This is a genomic window from Clostridium neonatale (assembly GCF_001458595.1).
GTDB lineage: Bacteria > Bacillota > Clostridia > Clostridiales > Clostridiaceae > Clostridium > Clostridium neonatale.
In genome coordinates this window covers 218,912-239,237 of sequence record NZ_LN890327.1, presented here as the reverse complement: position 1 = coordinate 239,237, position 20,326 = coordinate 218,912, and the positions used below count along the sequence as shown (strand labels likewise).

18 protein-coding genes are annotated in these 20,326 nt (G+C 28.3%); all 18 read right to left on the bottom strand.

Features of this window, described 5'->3' with window-relative positions:
- Nucleotides 1-109: 109 nt before the first annotated feature.
- A complete protein-coding gene (locus BN2920_RS04485; RefSeq protein WP_058293829.1) occupies nt 110-1,558 on the bottom strand; it encodes an Rne/Rng family ribonuclease in 1,449 nt (482 codons plus the stop codon).
- Between the two features lie 101 nt (nt 1,559-1,659).
- On the bottom strand, nt 1,660-2,367 hold the full coding sequence (locus BN2920_RS04480; RefSeq protein ID WP_058293828.1) for a TIGR03936 family radical SAM-associated protein: 708 nt from the start codon (nt 2,365-2,367) through the stop codon (nt 1,660-1,662).
- Nucleotides 2,351-4,207: a TIGR03960 family B12-binding radical SAM protein gene (locus BN2920_RS04475; RefSeq protein WP_058293827.1), complete on the bottom strand. Its 1,857-nt coding sequence runs from the start codon at nt 4,205-4,207 to the stop codon at nt 2,351-2,353. Before BN2920_RS04475 ends, BN2920_RS04480 begins: the two co-directional genes overlap by 17 nt.
- A gap of 684 nt (nt 4,208-4,891) precedes the next feature.
- A complete protein-coding gene (locus BN2920_RS04470; RefSeq protein WP_058293826.1) occupies nt 4,892-5,740 on the bottom strand; it encodes a site-2 protease family protein in 849 nt (282 codons plus the stop codon).
- 38 nt (nt 5,741-5,778) lie between these two features.
- Complete coding sequence (locus BN2920_RS04465; RefSeq protein ID WP_058293825.1) at nt 5,779-6,255, bottom strand: hypothetical protein; 477 nt, start codon at nt 6,253-6,255, stop codon at nt 5,779-5,781.
- Between the two features lie 327 nt (nt 6,256-6,582).
- Nucleotides 6,583-7,710, bottom strand: a complete 1,128-nt coding sequence (rodA, locus tag BN2920_RS04460; RefSeq protein ID WP_083498705.1) for a rod shape-determining protein RodA — start codon at nt 7,708-7,710, stop codon at nt 6,583-6,585.
- Between the two features lie 233 nt (nt 7,711-7,943).
- Nucleotides 7,944-8,213 carry a cell division topological specificity factor MinE gene (gene minE, locus BN2920_RS04455; RefSeq protein ID WP_058293824.1) on the bottom strand — a complete coding sequence of 90 codons (270 nt, stop codon included), beginning with the start codon at nt 8,211-8,213 and terminating at the stop codon, nt 7,944-7,946.
- A gap of 12 nt (nt 8,214-8,225) precedes the next feature.
- On the bottom strand, nt 8,226-9,023 hold the full coding sequence (minD, locus tag BN2920_RS04450; protein WP_058293823.1) for a septum site-determining protein MinD: 798 nt from the start codon (nt 9,021-9,023) through the stop codon (nt 8,226-8,228).
- 21 nt (nt 9,024-9,044) lie between these two features.
- Nucleotides 9,045-9,701, bottom strand: coding sequence for a septum site-determining protein MinC (minC, locus tag BN2920_RS04445; RefSeq protein ID WP_058293822.1), 657 nt, complete (start codon nt 9,699-9,701; stop codon nt 9,045-9,047).
- 155 nt (nt 9,702-9,856) lie between these two features.
- A complete protein-coding gene (sfsA, locus tag BN2920_RS04440) occupies nt 9,857-10,540 on the bottom strand; it encodes a DNA/RNA nuclease SfsA (RefSeq protein WP_058293821.1) in 684 nt (227 codons plus the stop codon).
- A 129-nt stretch (nt 10,541-10,669) separates the two neighbouring features.
- Entirely contained in the window at nt 10,670-13,657 is a 2,988-nt protein-coding gene (locus tag BN2920_RS04435; protein WP_058293820.1) for a penicillin-binding transpeptidase domain-containing protein, read from the bottom strand.
- A complete protein-coding gene (mreD, locus tag BN2920_RS04430) occupies nt 13,654-14,151 on the bottom strand; it encodes a rod shape-determining protein MreD (RefSeq protein WP_058293819.1) in 498 nt (165 codons plus the stop codon). The genes BN2920_RS04435 and mreD overlap by 4 nt, the downstream gene beginning before the upstream one ends.
- Nucleotides 14,152-14,160: 9 nt before the next feature.
- Nucleotides 14,161-15,018 carry a rod shape-determining protein MreC gene (mreC, locus tag BN2920_RS04425; RefSeq protein ID WP_058293818.1) on the bottom strand — a complete coding sequence of 286 codons (858 nt, stop codon included), beginning with the start codon at nt 15,016-15,018 and terminating at the stop codon, nt 14,161-14,163.
- A gap of 4 nt (nt 15,019-15,022) precedes the next feature.
- Nucleotides 15,023-16,042: a rod shape-determining protein gene (locus tag BN2920_RS04420; protein WP_058293817.1), complete on the bottom strand. Its 1,020-nt coding sequence runs from the start codon at nt 16,040-16,042 to the stop codon at nt 15,023-15,025.
- A 22-nt stretch (nt 16,043-16,064) separates the two neighbouring features.
- Nucleotides 16,065-16,754 (bottom strand): RadC family protein, encoded by a 690-nt coding sequence (radC, locus tag BN2920_RS04415; RefSeq protein WP_058293816.1) that lies wholly within the window; start codon nt 16,752-16,754, stop codon nt 16,065-16,067.
- A 129-nt stretch (nt 16,755-16,883) separates the two neighbouring features.
- A complete protein-coding gene (locus BN2920_RS04410) occupies nt 16,884-17,450 on the bottom strand; it encodes a Maf-like protein (protein ID WP_058293815.1) in 567 nt (188 codons plus the stop codon).
- A 208-nt stretch (nt 17,451-17,658) separates the two neighbouring features.
- Nucleotides 17,659-18,336, bottom strand: coding sequence for an SPOR domain-containing protein (locus tag BN2920_RS04405; RefSeq protein WP_058293814.1), 678 nt, complete (start codon nt 18,334-18,336; stop codon nt 17,659-17,661).
- A 178-nt stretch (nt 18,337-18,514) separates the two neighbouring features.
- Entirely contained in the window at nt 18,515-19,969 is a 1,455-nt protein-coding gene (locus BN2920_RS04400) for an aminoacyl-histidine dipeptidase (RefSeq protein WP_058293813.1), read from the bottom strand.
- Nucleotides 19,970-20,326: the final 357 nt, after the last annotated feature.

Below are 20,326 nucleotides of genomic sequence, written 5' to 3'. Positions count from 1 at the left end.
CGCCACTTTCGGTACAAAGATTTAACTTTGTTTATAAATTAAAACCTTATGTGAGCGGTCTACAAAAGCCATTTTATCATAATCATAATTTTTTGTAAAGCAAAATCTTTTAATATTCCTCAATATTATTCACTTTATAATCTTTTAAATTATCTTTTTGATTTTGAAATAAAAGTGGCTCTATTTTATATCCGTCAATTCCATCAACATAGTTTAAATATATGTCATTTCCTAAAGCATCTATTTCTTTCAGAAAACTAAATACATCTTCTTTTACTCTGTCTTTATATACACTGTCTACTTCAATATAAAAAGACTCTATTGAATTTTCTTCCTTCATTCTTATAATTTCATTTTTGATAAGACCTTCAATATAAGATAGCTTTAGTACTATTCCACGTCCTTTGCATAATGAGCATTCTTCTTCCATGTACTCATATATACTCTTTCCATTCCTTCTTCTTGCAATTTGAACTAAATCAAGTTCTGTAAATGGAAATATCTTAACATTACCTTTATCATTTCTTAAACTCTCTTGAAGAACGGACATAACTAATGATCTTTGATTTTTATCTCTCATATCGATAAAATCTATAACAATAATTCCGCTTAAATTTCTAAGTCTTATTTGTTTTCCTACTTCTTTAGCAGCTTCTAGATTAGTTTCTAAAATTGTTTTATTAAAGCTTCTTTCTTTTATATTTTTCCCACTATTAACATCAATAACATACATTGCTTCTGTCTTCTCTATGACAATATATCCTCCACAAGGTAAATTAACCTTATGATGTCTAAGCTTTAACAATTCTTTTTCTATTCCATAATAGTCAAATATTCCTCTGTATCCTGTATATTTTTCTATTTTAAAATTGCTTTCTCCATCAACAAAACTATTTATAATATTAAAATCTTTTTCATCATTAACAAAAACTTTTACTGTTTCATTACCTATATTATTTGTTAAAATCTTTGTTAGTATAGCATCATCACCATAAAGCTTTTGTGTTCCTAATGAATACTTCATTTTGCTATCTAGGTTTTTAAAAATTTCATAAAACTTATCTATTTCTGCTTTCAATTTTTCTAAGGCTATATTAGCACCTTCTGTTCTAATAGTTATACATACATCTTCCAATGGTGCAATATTATTTAATATTTCTTCTTTTTTTAAATCATCATTTATTCTTTTAGAAAATTTAATCCCACTACTATAACAATCTAATACGACATATTTCCCGGGAATTGAAACTTTATGAGTTATTTTTGCGCCTTTATTTCCAATAGGTTCTTTTATAACCTCTACTAATATTTCATCGCCTTTTTTTAAATCTTTAGATTTAAGTTCGTCACTATAATACATGTAACCTTCTTTATCTAAACCTAAATCAACGAATATTGAGTTAGTTCCTTGAATTATATTTTTAATTTTTCCTTTGTATATTTCTCCAATTATAGGTCCACTTTTCTTTTCCTCTACTATGCTTTCAACTAACTCATTATTCTCCTTAATTGCAATTCTTAAAAGACTCTCACTTCTCTCAATAAAAATCTCCTTCATAAAATCACCACCCTTTTTCAATTCACAATTCACAATTCAAAATTCACAATTACTTTGACAGTTGACCTCTTAACTGTCAACTGTGCACTGTCAACTCTTAACTATTCTAAACATTTATATAATGGTACTAGCTTATCTTCTTTTTTATAAAAATACATTTCTTCTCTTTTCGTATCAACAAAAGCATCTAAATCTGCGTTTGTTGTATTCTCTTGAATATATCTAACTAATAACTCTGCACTTAAATGTTCTCTACTTCCAGTACTTATTAATGTATTTATAACTAAATATTCATCTTTAATCCAAAAACTAAATTCTTTAATAAAAGTTTTTATATCAACTTCTTTTGAACCTTTTTTACTTTTCTTTATTGTATTCCATTGGTTTTTTTCCAAAAGTTTATTCATTTCAGTTTCTACATTATCTATCTGTGTATATTTTATTTTTATTATATATCTTGCTGCATCTATCATTGCCATAGCTTGAGGCACTTTCTTTTGTCCCTCAACATATGGAATAGCCAATGCACTTATATATTTAATTCCACTTGGAGCTGTCTCATTCAATCTTTTTATTATTTCTTCCTCATTCATTTCTCTAGTCAAAACCATATCCATATATTCACCACTAGAATAAACTCCTACTGACAATGGCTGCGCAATTGATGTTGCCATATGTGGATTAAATCCTTGTGAATATTCTATTGGAAGATCTGCTCTTCTTATATTTCTTTGAATTGTTCTCAGTACATCTAAATGAGAAATAAATTTTATATTTGGTTCCTTAGTAAATTTAATTAAGTATCGCACCTTCAAAACACTTCCCATCTTTAAAGTTTACATTTACTCCACATCCTGTACATCCTTTTCTACAGTTTTGAGTAAGCTCTGCTTTTTTAGCTTTTTCATTTTCTCTTTCAAGATATTTTCTTGTAACTCCAATATCTATGAAATCCCATGGTAATATTTCATCATATGTTCTTTCTCTATATGCATAGAAGTCTCCATCAACATTACATTCGTTTAATGCTTCTGTCCAATAGTCGAAATTGAAATACTGAGTCCATCCATCAAATCTTGCACCTTTTTCAAAAGCTTTTATAAGAACATCACAAAGTCTTCTATCTCCTCTTGCAAACACTGATTCCATGTATGATGTCTTTTGTTCATGATAGTTATAAACTATACATTTAGATTTAATTGATCCTTTAACAGCTTCAATCTTCTTATTAACATCTTCAATTCTTGCCATAGGTGCCCATTGGAATGGTGTAAATGGCTTTGGCACAAGTATAGATGTACTTACTGTTATTCTAAGTCCTTTATTATTTTTTCCTTTTGGAATCTCTGCATATTCCTTAACCATTTTTTCTGCAAGCTCGCCTATTCCTCTACAATCATCTAATTCTTCATAAGGAAGACCAACCATAAAGTAAAGTTTAAGAGTTCTCCAGCCTGCTTCAAAGGCACTTCTTGCAGCTTCAAGGATTCTATCTTCTGTTAACCCCTTATTTATAATGTCTCTCATTCTTTGAGATCCTGCTTCTGGTGCAAAAGTTAAACCTGTCTTTCTTACCTTTTGAATTTCCTTAATTAAGTCAACAGAAAAGGCATCAACTCTAATTGATGGAAGTGCTACCCCAACTTTATCTGGTTCATGTTCCTCCATTAAATCATGTATTAATTCTTTTATATCTGAATAGTCGCAAGTACTTAATGAAGAAAGTGATATTTCATCATAACCTGTATTTTCAACTAACTTTCTCGCTTGCTTAACTAAATCTTCTCTAGTCTTTTCTCTAACCGGTCTGTATATCATTCCTGCCTGACAGAATCTGCATCCATTAGTACATCCTCTAAATGTTTCTAAAACTATTCTATCATGAACTATATCAGTATAAGGAACTATTATATCTTCTGGAAATTCTACTGCTGTATAGTTATTTATTATTCTCTTTTTAACCTTTGCAGGTACATCCTCATACTTAGGTTTAAATTCTTTTATTGTATTATCTTCGTTATAAGTAACTTCATATAATGATGGAACATATACTCCTTCTATTTTAGCTATTTCCCTTAAAAACTCTGCTTTACTTTTGTTTTCTTTTTTAAATTGTTTGTAAACGTCTAAAACATCGTTCATGATTTCTTCACCTTCACCTATTTCAAAGAAATCAACAACATCATATAAAGGTTCCGGATTATATGCACAAGGTCCACCAGCCATAATTATAGGATAATCTTCTCCTCTTTCAGATGTTCTTAATGGTATATTACACATATCAAGCATATTAAGCATGTTTGTATAACTCATTTCATATTGAAGAGTAAATCCTAAGATATCAAAATCATTTAATGAATCTTTAGTTTCTAATGTAAATAAAGGAATATTCTTATCCCTCATTAAGGCTTCCATATCTGGCCATGGTGCGAAAGTTCTTTCACAATATGTATCTTCTCTTAAATTGATAGTATGGTAAAGTATTCTGCTTCCTAAATGAGACATTCCAACCTCATAAACATCTGGGAAACAAAATGCAAATCTTATGTCAACTGATTTCGGATCTTTAACAATTTCATTTAATTCTCCACCAATATACCTACTTGGCTTTTCAACCTTAAATAGAATATCATCTGAAATTTTATTCATTAACTATTTCCTCCTTAAAAGTACTCTATTTTATAATCTGAAACTTTATCCACAAATTAGATTTATTTTCTTAAGTTATCCACATTTTATATGAATAATCCTCTATTTCTGTATATAACTATACTATCATAAGTATATCCATATTTATAATATGTCTAATTTGAATAATTCCTTAAATAGAAAAAAGAAGTACTATTTATACTTCCCTCCTCTAAATTACTATACCTATTCTAACATAATTATATTATTATTGGAATAATGATATTTTTGACAACTATTAATACTTTTTACTATATTAAATATATAATTATTTGAATCTTTTAATTTCTTATGATGCATATGAACTGTTCCTATGAAATATGATTTCATTTACTAAATTTAATAAAAAAGTGGCTTCGCCACGCTTTATACGTAAAATATAAACCTTAACACTATAAATAAGCAACTACTCAAACACATTTTTAAATAAGAAGCCACTTTTTTTACCCATGCAAAAGGTTCCAAAACTTGCTTTTGGGTTCTTTTGCGGGACTATAATTTTTTTAACGTATTGGACTATCTAAGTTACAGAATAGCTCTATTCTTAAGTTTTTTGCTATGATAAAAATTTTATACTTTCCTATGCGTTAAAAAAAATTAAATATCTTTTATAATAAGCCCCTGTTCTTAAAACAATATATATTACTATCTTAGCTTCATATACTCCTCTAGACTTATATTCCCATATTCCTTTAATGCTTCTATGAGTTCATCTTCACATACAGTTCCAACAACCTTCATATTATCATCTAACACATAAAAAATATTAAACTTATTTTTATCTACTAAAGTTAATACATTAACCAATCCTTTTTTATAATAAATAGATATACTTTTATTTTCTATATAGCCATATTTTTTTAATTTTTTTAATTTCTTAAAGATATCTCCCATTATTATATACATTGTTTTTTGTTTTTCTAAAATTGAGGTATAAATCATCAATACAGAAGCCATGAAAAAACTTATATTTACTTTATGTAAAAATATCATAATACTAGTTCCGAAAAGAAACAGCATTATTGAAATAATAATACTTAAAATAACAACAATACTTTTTGTCTTTCTATATAAATATCTTCTAGTTAGCAATATTTCACATATTCTTGATCCATCTAATGGATATGCAGGCAATAAATTAAATAATCCCAAACTCAAATTTATTTTCACGCTATTTTCAAAAATTACCAAGTTATATTTATAATTTAAAATATACATCATCATCGCAATAATAAAATTAAAGCATGGGCCTGCTAAATAAACATTTAATTTCCTTTTTTCAGACAATTCCTCTATTTCACATATTTCAGCTTTAGCACCAAGAACATTAATTTTGAAATTATTAAACTTACATCCATAACTACTTGCAATAACGATATGAGAAAGTTCATGTAGCGTAATCCAAAATACACCTATTAAAAAATTCCCATTTATACTTATAATAAATATAAGAATAAGGATTTGTAGTATGATTACTCTATATTTTTTCTTCATTAAAATACAACCTCTACAAATTGCTTGCCAAACGTTCTTTAAATTTCTTTTTCTTCAACCTTAAATGAATTATCTTTAATATAATTCATACAGTCAATAAATTCTTTCTTCACATTTTCTTTTTTTAAATTATCAAAAGTAAATCCATTTATATTAAAATTCTGTCCTTTAAATGTTCCTATTTCAATACCTTTTAGTATATCTACTGATTGATCATATGTTAAATTTGTATTCAATATATTCTTACATTTAATATATAGAGATGTTGTGCCTTCTGATGGAAAACATTTGAGCCCAAAAAGAATCACTATAATAACAGCTGATCCTGCCACTTCTCTCTCAACACGCTTAATCCAATATTCTTTAGATACTAAACCTTCAATTTTATTATTGCTTCTATAATTTTTCACTTTATTTTTAGACCAAAATGAACTTTTATCTTCTTGGATATTTACATTAGTTTTTTTATTTATATTTCTATAATAATTTTCATAAGCTTCTCTATAATCGTTCATCACCCTCGCCCCTTCTTCTTTTATATATTTAATTATATTTTTCTAAAGAGGATAATATGAAAGATATATTTCATAAGTATTATATATAATTATTCTTTATTTAATTATTGCACATTGCTGTTCTAAAAATAATTTACATTACCCCAAAATAGAACTATCGTATTTGCAAAACATAGTTTATAAATAGATAATAACTAAAAGTGAATATTTAGAATTAACTTAAGTTAAAAGTATAAAACATTAAATTTTACCTTAGCAAAATCAATGTATAATATAACAAAAAAGGGGTGCCGCAGATTATTTAATGCGACATCCCAATTAAACTCATTAAAAATATATTTTCTTTCTTCTCATACCTACATTTAATACTAATCCAACTGAAATAATAGTAGTTAAAAGTGAACTTCCACCATAACTTATAAGAGGCAGAGTTATTCCTGTTATAGGCAGCAATCCTATAGTCATACCAATATTCTGCAGTATAGCGTGTAAGAAGTATGAAATTATTCCTACACATATTATTGATCCAAATAGATCTTTTGAAGTTCTAGCTATTGCTATCATCTTATATATTAAAAATCCATATAATACTATTAATAGCATAGCTCCCAAAAATCCATATTGTTCTGCTATTGCAGCAAATATAAAGTCTGTTTGTATTTCTGGTACATTTTGAGCTGCATAACCTGTACTGCTATCATTTTTTATAGACGGTCTACTTCCAAGAATGCCACCTGATCCTATGCTTATAAGTGACTGTGTTAAGTGATATCCTGTATCACTATCATCAGCAGCTGGATTTAAGAATCCTGTAAATCTAGCTTTCTGATAAGAAGGAAGTAAACCTGAATTCCAAACTATAACTATTGCTAATACAATACTTAAAAGTCCTCCACCAATTATTCTCATATCTAGTCCAGCAATAAAAAATATTCCAAGAACTATGAAGAAACAAACCATGGTCATTCCCATATCAGGTTGAATAATTATAAATAATACTGGAATGGCTGCATAGAATACCAGTGTGAAAAAATTCTTTACATCATTTATCTGACCATCCATTTCTTCCAGCTTTTTAGCCAGCATAAATATTATTCCTAGCTTTGCTAACTCAGCTGGCTGCAATGATATTGGTCCAAACCTTAGCCATCCTCTTGCCCCATTAACTACAACACCTGCAAACCTAGTTATAATAAGCAGAACTACAGTTCCCCAATAAATTATAGGAGCATAATTCATTATAAATGTATAATCAAATGTTATAACTAAATACAAAGCTACCATGGAAATTAAGAACCACATAAATTGTCTTTTAGCAAAAAAGAATCCATAATCTCCTTTAGTACATAAGTATATATTAAATATTCCATACAGAGTAAGTAAAATCATACAAATTAAAAGAGTTTTGTCTATTTCTTTTATCAACTTTGTATCTAATTTTAATTTTTTAAACACATTTCCACCTCTTTGCTTTAAATACACGGATATAAACATAAATAAAATAATCATATTTATTTTTATTGATAAGTGCATATTTAATTATACATTATTATGATTATATTCTCTATATTAATTCATGTAAGATAATAAATTCGTAATAAATTATTTACTTTTACATAATATCTTCACAAAAAAAAGTAGAAATTAACAACTATATCATCGTTAATTTCCACCAAAAAACTTCATTTTTATCTACCACGTATATTTCTTATTGGAATATTGGCAACAAGTGCTGATGAATTATCTCCTTCATCATCATCATTTTTATTTACTGATATCTCAACATCATCAACCTGAATATCTATATATTTAGAGATTACTTCCAATATTTCTTCTTTTATTTTTTTTATTGTTTCTGGAGGAATTTCTCCCCTGTCATGTATAAGAATCAATTTTAATCTATCTTTTGCAACTTCCTTAGGAGTTGGTTTATTACTTAAACTCTTAAAAAATCCCATATAACTCTCCCCCTATTTACGCTTAAATAGTTTTTTTAGAGACGTAAAGAAGCCTTCTTGTTCATTATTCAAATCCAAAAATGCAACTTCTTCTCCCATAATTCTATGTGCTATATTCTTAAACGCTTTTCCTGCAAATGCACCATCATCTAAGACTATCGGTTCACCCTTATTAGTTGAAACAGTAATATTTCTGTCATCTGGAACAACACCTATTAGTTCTATTGATAAAGTTTCTATTATATCAGAAACATCTAGCATATCTCCATTTTTCGTCATTTGATAGTTTAATCTATTTACTATTACGGCATGATCATCAAGACCCTTAGCATCAAGCTTTCCTATAACTCTATCTGCATCTCTTACTGATGTTATTTCTGGATTTACTACTACTATTGCTCTATCAGCTCCAATTACAGCATTTTCAAATCCTTGCTCTATTCCTGCTGGAGAATCTATAATCACATAATCAAATTCTTCTTTTAATTCCTTTACTATTTTTAGCATCTCTTGAGGACTTATATCATCCTTATCTCTAGTTTGTGCTGTTGGAAGTAAACATAAATTTTGGAATCTCTTATCTTTTATAAGAGCTTGTTTTAATCTACATCTGCCTTCTATAACATCCATTATTGTATATACAATTCTATTTTCTAATCCCAATAATACATCTAAATTTCTTAATCCTGTATCCCCATCAACAACTACTACTTTTTTGCCTAGTGAAGCTAACGCTGTCCCTATATTTGCAGTTGTTGTTGTCTTTCCTACTCCACCTTTTCCTGAAGTAATTACAATAGATACTCCCATACAAAAATCCCTCCGACATCATTAATATATATATTTATTTGGTAAATACGGCTCAACAATTATTATTCCATCTTTAATCTTTGCTAATTCTGGATATTTAGGTTTTCCAGTATCATCTGGAGACATGGCCATACATTTTGCTATTTTTAAAAGCTCTGGTTGAAGTGAAAATGCTGCAATAAAAGCTTTTGTATTTCCATTTGTTCCCGCGCTTACTTTTCCTTTTAATGTTCCTAAAACAATTACATTACCCGCTGCAGAAACTTCAGCACCACTATTAACATCACCAATAATAACTATATTGCCTGGGTAATTAATACATTGACCACCTCTTACAGCTTTCCTTATAAATCTAGTTTTTCCTTCATATACCCCTGAAAATACTTTTTTATCTTTTTCTTCATCTTTTTCTATATTTTTTTCAATATCTTCTAATACAATATCTTTTAATTCAATTTGATTTAATAACACTTCTTTAAGTGTTTGGACATTTTTCTGAGTAATTGCTTTTAAATCAATTTTTAGAATTAGTGTTGTTCCCTTATAAAAGTGTTTTCCCTTAGAAAGTTTCTTTATAAGGTTCATGAGCATATCTTCAAAATCAGCAAATTTACTTATGTCAATCTGTGTGTTTATGCCTTCCTTGTTGCCCTTAATTACAATTCCATCATTATACATTTACTGCCTCCAATAACTCTGCAGGTTAAACCAATCACAAATCATATTTTTAACTCAATATCCAATATGTACCTTTAAATATTTTTTATATATCCATTTAAAATTATATCATTATTTCAATATTTTTGTATATATATTTAGATACTTTTAGACTTTTATATCTTAACTTTCACATAATCTCTTATATCGATGGAATTTTCAGTAACATCACAGTCTACAGCTAATATATTAACACCATGTTTTTTTGCTTCTCTTAATACTTCTCCAAATTCCTTATGTGTCCTTACATTAGGTTCAAAATATAAAACATCTTTCATTTGAATAACAAAAATTATATATGCTTCATATCCTTCATCTATGCAATTACAAAGTTCTTTTAAATGTTTTACTCCTCTTTCCGTTGGTGCATCTGGAAATCTTACAACGCCATCTTCTTCCAGAGTAACTCCTTTAACTTCAATAAATGCTTTTCTACTTCCTTCTTCAACATATAAATCAAATCTAGACTTATCATATTTCTTTTCTGGTTTTATTAATGATGGGCTATTGAATAGATTTCCTTTTTTAATCCATTCATATACAACTTTGTTTGGTACTTGTGAATCCATATTAATTAATCTATCACCTTTTTTCACTGTAATTAGAGAATATTTTGTTTTACGATTAGGATTATCATTTTCTTGTACAAACACAGTAGTTTCCTCTGGTATCAATAGCTCTTTGCATCTGCCTGTATTTTTGACATGGCAGACTTCTATTTTATTATTTATCTCAACATTAGCTATAAATCTATTAGGACGAGAGATAAATCTCCCTTGTAATATATTATCATATTTCATATCTTTACCTCCAACTCATAAAATACGTTATTCTTATTTAGAATATAATAACTATCTGTATTTTTAAATAGTTTATATATTATATAAAAAAATTATCCCAATACATTTTATTGGGATAATTTTTTTATTTTATTCTGGTTCATTATTTGATTCTGTATTATTTTGACCATCACCTGATTCAGAAGTAACTTCACTTCCGGAAGTTTCATTACTTGTTGCTTCTGTATCAGTTTTTGTTCTATATGGATTATTCAAAACATACTTCTGGAAAGATTGAGATTTATATGCATAATTAGGATCCATCTCTAATAATCTATCTTTAAAATATGCTTCATAAACAGCTCTAACAGCTGGTGCTATTGAACCTCCATGACCTCCATCAAAAACTACTGCAACCACTGCTATTTCTGGGTCTTCTTTAGGCGCAAAACTCACATAGGTAGCATATGGTGCTCTTCCAACTTCATTTTGAGTCTCTGAGAAATCAGCTGTACCTGTTTTACCTGCTGTACTTATCGGAAATCCCATGAATGCAGTACTCGCTGTACCTCCATCATCTTCATTAACCTTTGCCATTCCCTCTTTTACAGCATCAATAGTACTTTGTTTCATTTCTACTTTATTTAATACTTCTGGCTCAAATTGCTGCACTACATTACCATCGTTGTCTGTAATCTTATCGACTAAATGTAACTTATATCTTGTTCCTCCATTAGCTATTGTTGAAACATAACCTGCTAATTGAAGTGGCGTAAATGTATGCATACCTTGACCTATAGATGCGAATACGAGCTGAGCTGGTGATTTAATTTCGGCAGCTTTATCATTTACTGTAAATCTCGCTATTATATTTGACACTATATTAGCTTGATTATCAAGACTTACAGTTTTACCTGTCTTTGCTTCGTAATCTGCCACTCTTTTCTTATATATATCAGAATGCTCGATTATTGTTTTTACATCTTTTTTAACATCTTTCGTGAATTCTTCTTCTGATGGATTTTTATTATCATCAGTACCAACATTACCTAAGTAATTTGCAACTTTATCCTTTATTGATTGCTTTGCATTTTTAACTTCTTCAATGTCATCATCTGAAACTTGTATATCAAAAGGAACGAAATTAGTGATTATTCCCTTATAATCACCTTTTTCTAAGTAATCTACTAATTCATACTTAGCATAATACACTGAATTTCTTCTAAAAGAAGTAAAGTTATATGTCTGGCCAAAGTTTTCTTGAATTTCAATACCTGTCGATGGATTAGCTTTACTATTCGGGTCTATTCCAAGTCCAAATTGATATGCATACTTTGCTATAGCATCTAGCGAATCAATATTTCCACCATTATATTTATACAATCTATAAGCTGTTTCATAGAAAAAATAGTTGCAAGAAACTTCAAGAGCTTTTTTTACATCGATTGAACCATGTCCATATCCATAATTACTATATACTAGACATTGAGGAGCAAATCCAACTCCGAAAGTTTCTGGATGTTCATCAAATTTACCTTTATCATAAATCGTAGTAGTCGGATCTATAACTCCTGTTTCTAACCCTGCAATGGCTGTAAGTGGCTTGAATGTTGATCCTGGTGGAATCAATGCCATTGTAGCATAATTATAAAATGGTCTTGGATATAAATCGTACTTATCTACTCTTGCTCCATTTTCTTTTGGAAATATATAATCTAAGTCCTTAGTCAATCCCATTCTTTGTATAAGTTCTGTCCCAAATGAATCTAAATCTGGATTAAAGTAATTTCTAGTTTCTTCAGAAGTAAGCTTACCGGAAGTAGTAAATAAATTTGGATCAAATCCCGGATAGCTTACTAAAGATAATATTCTACCTGTTTTAACCTCTACAGCAACTAAAGCACCTCTTGTAGCATTTGCAAATCTATATCCCCTATCAGATCCATTTTCTTGGATATTTTTAATTCCATCAGCAAGAGCCTGTTCTGCTACATACTGAATATCTCTATCTATTGTTAAATGAACATCATTTCCTGGATAAGATTCTAATTTAAACAATTCTTCAGTTTTTCTACCTTGAGAATTTACCTTTACAGTTGCTCCACCCTTAACACCTTTTAATTGTTCTTCAAAAGCTGATTCAATACCTGCTTTACCAATTAAATCTGTAGAAGCATCATATCCTCTTAGCTCATATTTTTCTTCTTCCGAGCTATTTATTGATGATACATATCCAAGCACTGATGATCCAAGTGTTCCATACGGATAATATCTTATAGGCGATAAATTAACAGATATTCCTGGTAAATTAATTAGCTTTTGTTGAATTATAAGTGCAGTATTTTTTTGAATATTATCAGCTATAGTAACAGCTTTATATCCTTTAAAACTTTGCATTTTTATTGCATCTTTAATAACCATAAATTCTCTTATTTCTTCAAGAGAATATCCTTGTTTCTTTATAAGATCTACAATTTCCTTTCCAGACATATTATCATACATCTGTTTTTTTTCTTTAGAGTCCTTATAATTAGGATCAATAAGTTCAATTAAAGAATACTTTTTGGTTAATTCATAAAACATTTCTTCTGGAGTTATCTTAAGAAGTTCTGAATCTAATTTTGCACTTTCTTCATCACTTAACTCTTCAACATCTGGAAACATCTTCTTTTTTAGTGTATCATCAAATCCTCTATCTTTTTTGAATCTTAATTCTTGATAATTTTGTGATTCTTTATCACTAGTTGTATATTCAAAATAAATATTACCATCAGAATCTATTTTTAATGCCATATTATCTTGAATAGATTCATTATTTTCTTTGAATATTTTAAATATTTCACTCATTGTACTATAGAAGTTATTTGTTGCATCATCTGTAGTTGTATATGAAAGAGTATAAGTATTTATATTATCAGCCAATATATTTCCTTCTTGATCATAAATTCTTCCTCTTGGTGCTTTTTCTGATTCAAACCTTGTTGATGTAACATTGGCTTTTTCTTTATAATCTTCATGATTTAAAATTTGAAGATATATAAGTTTAAAAGTAATAGTTCCAAATATTATTAACATTATTATACTTAAAACAGTATATCTTGATATCTTTTTCTTTTTGGCTGGTTTATTTACTATCATTTAAACCTCCACTGTTGATTGTTGTTATTTTTATCCAATTGTCTAGATACTATCTTATACATGAAGAACATTATTATTGAGTTATACAATCCCATGATTATAATTTTTATAAAATCCACTTCAACAATAATATCCATAAAGGAAAATATCATAAATATTCCAAAAAACTTAACAATCGTAATTACAAATATACTTACTGTAGGAATTAATCTCTTATTTCTTACAATACTTTCACCTATCACACTTGCCATAATACACAAAAATAAATTCAACAATGAATTTACACCGAAACCATTGTAAAAATATATATCTTGTAATAGCCCACTGACAACTCCTATAAATACTGCATCTTCTTTTTTCTTTAAAATTGAATACGCTATAGAAAAAGTAAGCAGTAAACTCGGATAAGCTCCATGTATAGCAAAAAATGGAGCAAATGAATTGTCTAAGATAAGTAGTACTATAGAAATTAATATTAAAATTATTTTTTCCATACTTATCACCTAATTATATTTAACTTCTTTTGTGTCCCTTATATCTTTAGGAACTATTACAAACAATTCTTCCAATTTATTAAAATCAACATAAGGCTTAACTATAGCACTTTTCATTACTTTTACCTTATCTTCCTCAACTTTAGTTACTTCACCAATTCTAATTTCTTTTGGATAAAGCATTCCAACGCCTGAAGTCATTATTACATCGCCTTCTTTAATTTCTGAATCTATTGGAAGATCATACACCTTAGCCAAATTCCTATTTTGTCTATCTTTATATCCTTTTATATATCCTGTTGCTTCTCTTGTACTATCTGCCATAACAGCAACCACTATATTTTCATTTGCAAGGGATTGAACTATACTCCAGTTTGATCCAACGCTAGTTACTTGGCCAACAAGTCCTTGTGCCGCTACAACTACCATCCCTTTTTGTATATTTGCATTCTCACCTTTATTAATAAAATATCCGTCAGAAATATTATTGTTAGGATATCCAATAATATCACATCCAACATAATCATAATTATTATGTTCTTCAGTGAAATTCAATATTTGTCTTAATCTTTCGTTCTCATCTGCTAAATCAGAATACTCTAATAATTTATCTTTCAATTTTTCATTTTCAGTAATTAAATTCTTATTTTCTTCTTTTACTTCTGAGAAGTTTAAAAAGAAATCTACACTTTCTTTCACCCTATTTGTTGCTTTATAGACAATACTTTGGACTGGATTTAATGCCGCTCCTGCACCACTTTCAATCATACTCTTGTTTTCTCTTTTAAAAGTAGCAATAATTAATACTAAAAATGTAACTGACAGTACTATAATAGTTACTGCCAGCTTATTTTTAAGAAGCTTCATTTAATTAACCTCTTTGATCTCTGCTAATTTTGTCAAAATCCTCTAATGCTTTTCCTGCTCCTAATACTACACAATCAAGAGGTGATTCAGCTATATGTACAGGCATATTTGTTTCTTTATTTATTAATACATCTAGTCCTCTTAGATAAGCTCCTCCACCAGCAAGCATAATACCTTTTTCCATTATATCTGCAGCTAGTTCAGGTGGTGTTTTTTCTAATGTAGTTTTTATTGATTCTATAATAGCATAAACGGGTTCTTTTAAAGCTTCTCTTACTTGTGATTCAGAAATTTCTACTATCTTTGGAAGGCCTGTTATCATATCCCTGCCTTTTATCTCCATAAGCATTTCTTCTTCGCCTTCTAATTTATAAGCAGATCCTATTTCCATTTTTACTTGTTCTGCTGTTCTTTCACCTATCATTAAACTAAATTCTTTTCTTATATAAGAAATGATTGATTGATCTAATTCATCTCCTGCAACTCTTAATGATTTACTAGTTACAATACCTCCAAGTGAAATTATTGCAACTTCTGTTGTACCTCCACCGATATCAACAATCATGCTTCCTGTAGGTTCACTTACTGGAAGTCCTGCTCCAATAGCTGCTGCCATTGGCTCTTCCATTAATACAACATCTCTTGCTCCTGCAAGTTTAGTTGCTTCTTCAATAGCTCTCTTTTCTACCTCTGTAACTCCTGAAGGATAACATACTATTATTCTTGGACTCTTAAATGCATTTTTTGTAGTAACTTTCTCTATTAGATTCTTCATCATAGTTTGAGCTGTATCAAAATCTGCAATTACTCCATCCTTTAATGGTCTAATAGCAACAATATTTCCTGGTGTTCTACCAATCATAAGTTTAGCTTCTGAACCTACTGCTAATGTTTTTTTTGTTACATTATTCATAGCAACAACTGAAGGTTCTCTTAAAACTATACCTTTTCCTTTAACAAATACTAAAGTATTTGCTGTACCTAAATCTATTCCCATATCTTTTCCTGAACCAAAAAATCCCATTATTGCGTTTGCTCCTTCCAATTTATATAAGTTTTTTATCTTTTAAACTAACAAATTTATTGTTACCTATAATAATATGATCTAACAATTTTATTCCCAAGATATTTCCACATTCCTTTATTCTTAAAGTAATATTAATATCTTCTCGGCTTGGTGTTGGATCCCCTGATGGATGGTTATGACATACAATTATAGATGCACTACTTTTATTTATTGCAGGTTTAAATATTTCTCTCGGATGAACAATAGAATTATTCAAACTGCCCTTAAAAACATCCTTACTTCCAATAACTATATTCTTTGTATTTAAAAATACAACTTTTAACACTTCTTGATTTAAGCTATTCATTTCATTCATTACAACACTAGCTAAATCTTCCGGGCAACTAATTTTAACTTCTTTTTTTGATGCCCTTAATGTACTAAGTCTTCTTACTAATTCAGATATAGCAAGTATTTGAGCTGCTCTAGCACCTCTTACACCTTCTATAGATTTAATTTCTTCAAAACTTGCACTTAGTATTCCATCTAATCCATCAAACTCCATTAACAATTTACTACTTAATTGAAGTATCCTCTCTTTATTGGAGTTTTTTTCAAGTATAATTGCTAAAAGCTCATGATTTGCTAACACCTCTGGTCCAAATTTTACTAATCTTTCTCTTGGTGTTTCATAGCTATCATCATATTTATTTCTTGGGATTGCTTTCATTATTTACCTCCAAATAATTAAAACTCCCCACCCCAGATTAACCTACAAGCTATATTCTTCATAGATATCATTTATTACATTGTAAGAAAAAATTGCTCTTTTAAATCATATCTAATGTTGAAATATTTTCTATACTATTTCTTTTAGAACAGATCTCAATGTATTTAAAGGAAGACCTACAACATTATAGTAGCATCCTTCTATGCTTTCAACAAAAACTCCTCCGATTCCCTGGATACCATAAGCTCCAGCCTTATCCATTGGTTCTTTTGTATTTATATATTGAAAAATCTCCTCATCACTCATATTGGAAAATTTGACTTTTGTAGCCAAACTCTTTTGTATTATAATATTCTCTTTATTATTTATTACAACAATTCCAGAATAAACAAAATGATTTTTTCCTTGAAGTGACTTTAACATTTTAAAAGCTTCTTTCTCATCCTTTGGCTTTCCAAGAATTTTGTTGTCTAATGTAACTATAGTATCTGCTGATATTATTATTGAATCCTTAGATACTCTATTTCTAACATCCATCGCTTTTCCTAATGCTATTTCTTTAACATACTCATCTATAGAGCCCCTAAAATCAACTTTGTTTTCATCAAAATTGCTTATAATTATATCAAAATCAGAAACTAACCTTTTTAGAAGTTCTTGCCTTCTCTCTGACGCTGATGCTAATATTATTCTCATATTTTCACATCCTAAATTTAAAGAATCTATCTATTATTATTGACAAATACTCTTTTAAATAGACATTAGGGTGTAGATTTGTCTCAGCAACAATTCTACACCCTATAGTTTATCATTTAACAACACCTTAAACAAGTGTGTTCTATTAAGTTATGTTTTTTTTTATATAAAATTAATTTTGTTGTAATAATTTCATTAAACAACTAATTTAATTCTCGTTAATTGCTTTATATACATTGGCACTAATTTCTCCTTTATTATTCTTATTTATTTCTTCTGGGAAATTATTTATACACTCATTTATTAGATTAAGTTTTTTAGAATTATTTAAGTCCTCTTTATTTATTATATTTTGAGTCCATTTTTTGAAGTCTTCAGTCTTTATACTCTTAACACCATCTTCGTCTAGTTTATTTAATATAGTAAAAACTCCATCCATCACTTCAATACATTTTTTATCTTCATTATTTTCTCCATTTATGGTTAATTTAATTTTTGCCACTTCTATCCCCTTGGATATTAATTCATCAAACTTTTTACTTGCATTATTTTCTTCATATATCCCTGCCATTACTCTAAATTTTCCATCGCTTTCGATTATAAATGGTGTACAATAAGCAGCTAGTTCATTTACAGATTTCTCTGCATTTTCTTTCTTTGAATAATATCCACATTGTAATGCTATTATATTCATATTAGTATCCACAACTTTATCTTTATCATTGTTTTTAGATGCTGTTGTTTGTACTGAATTTTCTTGATTTCTATCAAAAATTAAACTACTTATATATAAGCCTCCACCAATAGAAATACCACCTATAATAATAACACTACATAGAAATTTTAGTTTGCTATATCTTTTATATTCATATCTTGTGTATCTCATAATGCCACCCCCAGATTTTTAATACTAAAACTCATTTATATATTATTATTCCTTTGGAAATCCATTTATGAGTTATGTAATGTAATTTTAAAATTTTTCTTATTTAAAATATGAAATAAAAAAGAGATTAAAATATATTCATATACTTTAATCTCTTGAAAAATGATATTTAAATTAATTATTTAATTTCTTTAAGTACTTCTAATAGATATTCATAACATCTTTCAACTGATGAAATACTCATATGCTCATTTGGTGTGTGAACATCATAAAGATCTGGGCCAAAGCTAATCATATCAAGATCACCTAATTTTTCCTTAAACAATCCACATTCAACACCTGCATGTATAGCTACAATTTCTGGTTCTTTATTATACATTCTCTTAAATACCTCTTTACATATTTCTCTTATTTTCGAATCTGCTTTATATGGCCATTCTGGATAGCCAGCATTACTAGAAAATTCTCCACCCAAAAGTTCTGTTATACATTTTATCTTTTCTACGATATCTTCTCTTAACGAAAATACTGAGCTTCTTACCGCACTATCAAATTCAACTTCATTGTCATTCATAAGCACTACACCTAAATTAGTAGAACTTTCAATAAGTCCTTTTATATCAGCACTTTCTGTGTTCACACCATTCGGATACATATACAATAAATCAACTACTTTTTGTGTTATTTCATTTGAAATTACCTTATTATTTGATAAAGTAGTTTCACAAATATTTATTAATAATCCTGGATCCTTAGTTGCAAATTCATTTTTTAAATCTTTAGTAAGATTTGATACTATTTCAAATAACTTATCTTTGTCAGTTTCATTTATTGATATTACTGCACTTGCTTCTCTTGGAATAGCATTATTCTTTGATCCACCTTCTATTGAAGCTAAATTAAAGCTTATTTCATTAGAAATGTTCTTTAAAATTCTTCCTATTATTTTATTAGAATTTCCTTTTCCTAAGTGAATCTCCATTCCTGAATGACCGCCTTTTAGTCCCTTTACTTCAATAGAAAATTCCTTAATAGCTTCCTTTTTATCTTCTAATTGAATTTTTATTGAAGATTTTGTTCTAATTCCCCCAGCACAGCTAACTAAAAGTTTTCCTTCTTCTTCATTGTCTAAATTCAAGATAATTTTTCCACTTATATGCTCTGGACTTAATGCCATAGCTCCACTCATTCCTGCTTCTTCATCAGTTGTAATTAACACTTCAAGAGCTGGATGAGATATATTATTTGAATCTAATATTGCCATTGCATATGCAACTGCAATTCCATCATCAGCTCCTAAAGTCGTTCCATTTGCATATATATAATCATCTTTTACCACTAACTCTATAGGATCTTTAGTAAAATCATGTACTTTATCTTTATTTTTTTCACATACCATATCCATATGTCCTTGAATTATAACTGTCGGCGCATTTTCATATCCTTTAGTTGCTGGCTTTTTTATAATTATATTATTTGCATCATCTTGAATTGATTCAAGGCCTAAACTTTTACCGAAATTTAATAAATAATCACTTATAGCTTTTTCATTTCCTGATCCTCTTGGAATTTTGCTTATTTCACTAAAATATTTAAATACATTTTCTTCTGTAAGTTTTTCTAAAGTTTTCATAATAATATCTTCCTTTCCAAAATTGTGTGGTACAATATATTTGATATATCTTTTATATCACTTTAATATCATAAGATAATAAGATATTAATCAATTATTTCATTTATTATATCATATCTATCTTTACATAGTTAAAATTATATAATTTTTTAATTTTCCAATAATCAAATCAAATATTAGTTTCCTCTCTATAACTAATCTATAGCTAAACAATAATATTCGTTTTATGTATTATTATTTAGCAATAATTTTTCTGATTTTAAATTATATAGTACGTGTATTAGAATTATTCCTGCCTAGATTTAATGAATTTAATAAATGTATTTTGATAAGACTATAATTGATATTATATATTTT

Excerpts from the sequence above, each read along its gene's own strand:
- BN2920_RS04485 (WP_058293829.1), bottom strand. The coding sequence starts at position 1,558 with ATGAAGGAGATTTTTATTGAGAGAAGTGAGAGTCTTTTAAGAATTGCA.
- BN2920_RS04475 (WP_058293827.1), bottom strand. The coding sequence starts at position 4,207 with ATGAATAAAATTTCAGATGATATTCTATTTAAGGTTGAAAAGCCAAGT.
- BN2920_RS04470 (WP_058293826.1), bottom strand. The coding sequence starts at position 5,740 with ATGAAGAAAAAATATAGAGTAATCATACTACAAATCCTTATTCTTATA.
- BN2920_RS04465 (WP_058293825.1), bottom strand. The coding sequence starts at position 6,255 with ATGAACGATTATAGAGAAGCTTATGAAAATTATTATAGAAATATAAAT.
- minE (WP_058293824.1), bottom strand. The coding sequence starts at position 8,213 with ATGGGATTTTTTAAGAGTTTAAGTAATAAACCAACTCCTAAGGAAGTT.
- minD (WP_058293823.1), bottom strand. The coding sequence starts at position 9,023 with ATGGGAGTATCTATTGTAATTACTTCAGGAAAAGGTGGAGTAGGAAAG.
- minC (WP_058293822.1), bottom strand. The coding sequence starts at position 9,701 with ATGTATAATGATGGAATTGTAATTAAGGGCAACAAGGAAGGCATAAAC.
- sfsA (WP_058293821.1), bottom strand. The coding sequence starts at position 10,540 with ATGAAATATGATAATATATTACAAGGGAGATTTATCTCTCGTCCTAAT.
- BN2920_RS04435 (WP_058293820.1), bottom strand. The coding sequence starts at position 13,657 with ATGATAGTAAATAAACCAGCCAAAAAGAAAAAGATATCAAGATATACT.
- mreD (WP_058293819.1), bottom strand. The coding sequence starts at position 14,151 with ATGGAAAAAATAATTTTAATATTAATTTCTATAGTACTACTTATCTTA.
- mreC (WP_058293818.1), bottom strand. The coding sequence starts at position 15,018 with ATGAAGCTTCTTAAAAATAAGCTGGCAGTAACTATTATAGTACTGTCA.
- BN2920_RS04420 (WP_058293817.1), bottom strand. The coding sequence starts at position 16,042 with ATGGGATTTTTTGGTTCAGGAAAAGATATGGGAATAGATTTAGGTACA.
- radC (WP_058293816.1), bottom strand. The coding sequence starts at position 16,754 with ATGAAAGCAATCCCAAGAAATAAATATGATGATAGCTATGAAACACCA.
- BN2920_RS04410 (WP_058293815.1), bottom strand. The coding sequence starts at position 17,450 with ATGAGAATAATATTAGCATCAGCGTCAGAGAGAAGGCAAGAACTTCTA.
- BN2920_RS04405 (WP_058293814.1), bottom strand. The coding sequence starts at position 18,336 with ATGAGATACACAAGATATGAATATAAAAGATATAGCAAACTAAAATTT.
- BN2920_RS04400 (WP_058293813.1), bottom strand. The coding sequence starts at position 19,969 with ATGAAAACTTTAGAAAAACTTACAGAAGAAAATGTATTTAAATATTTT.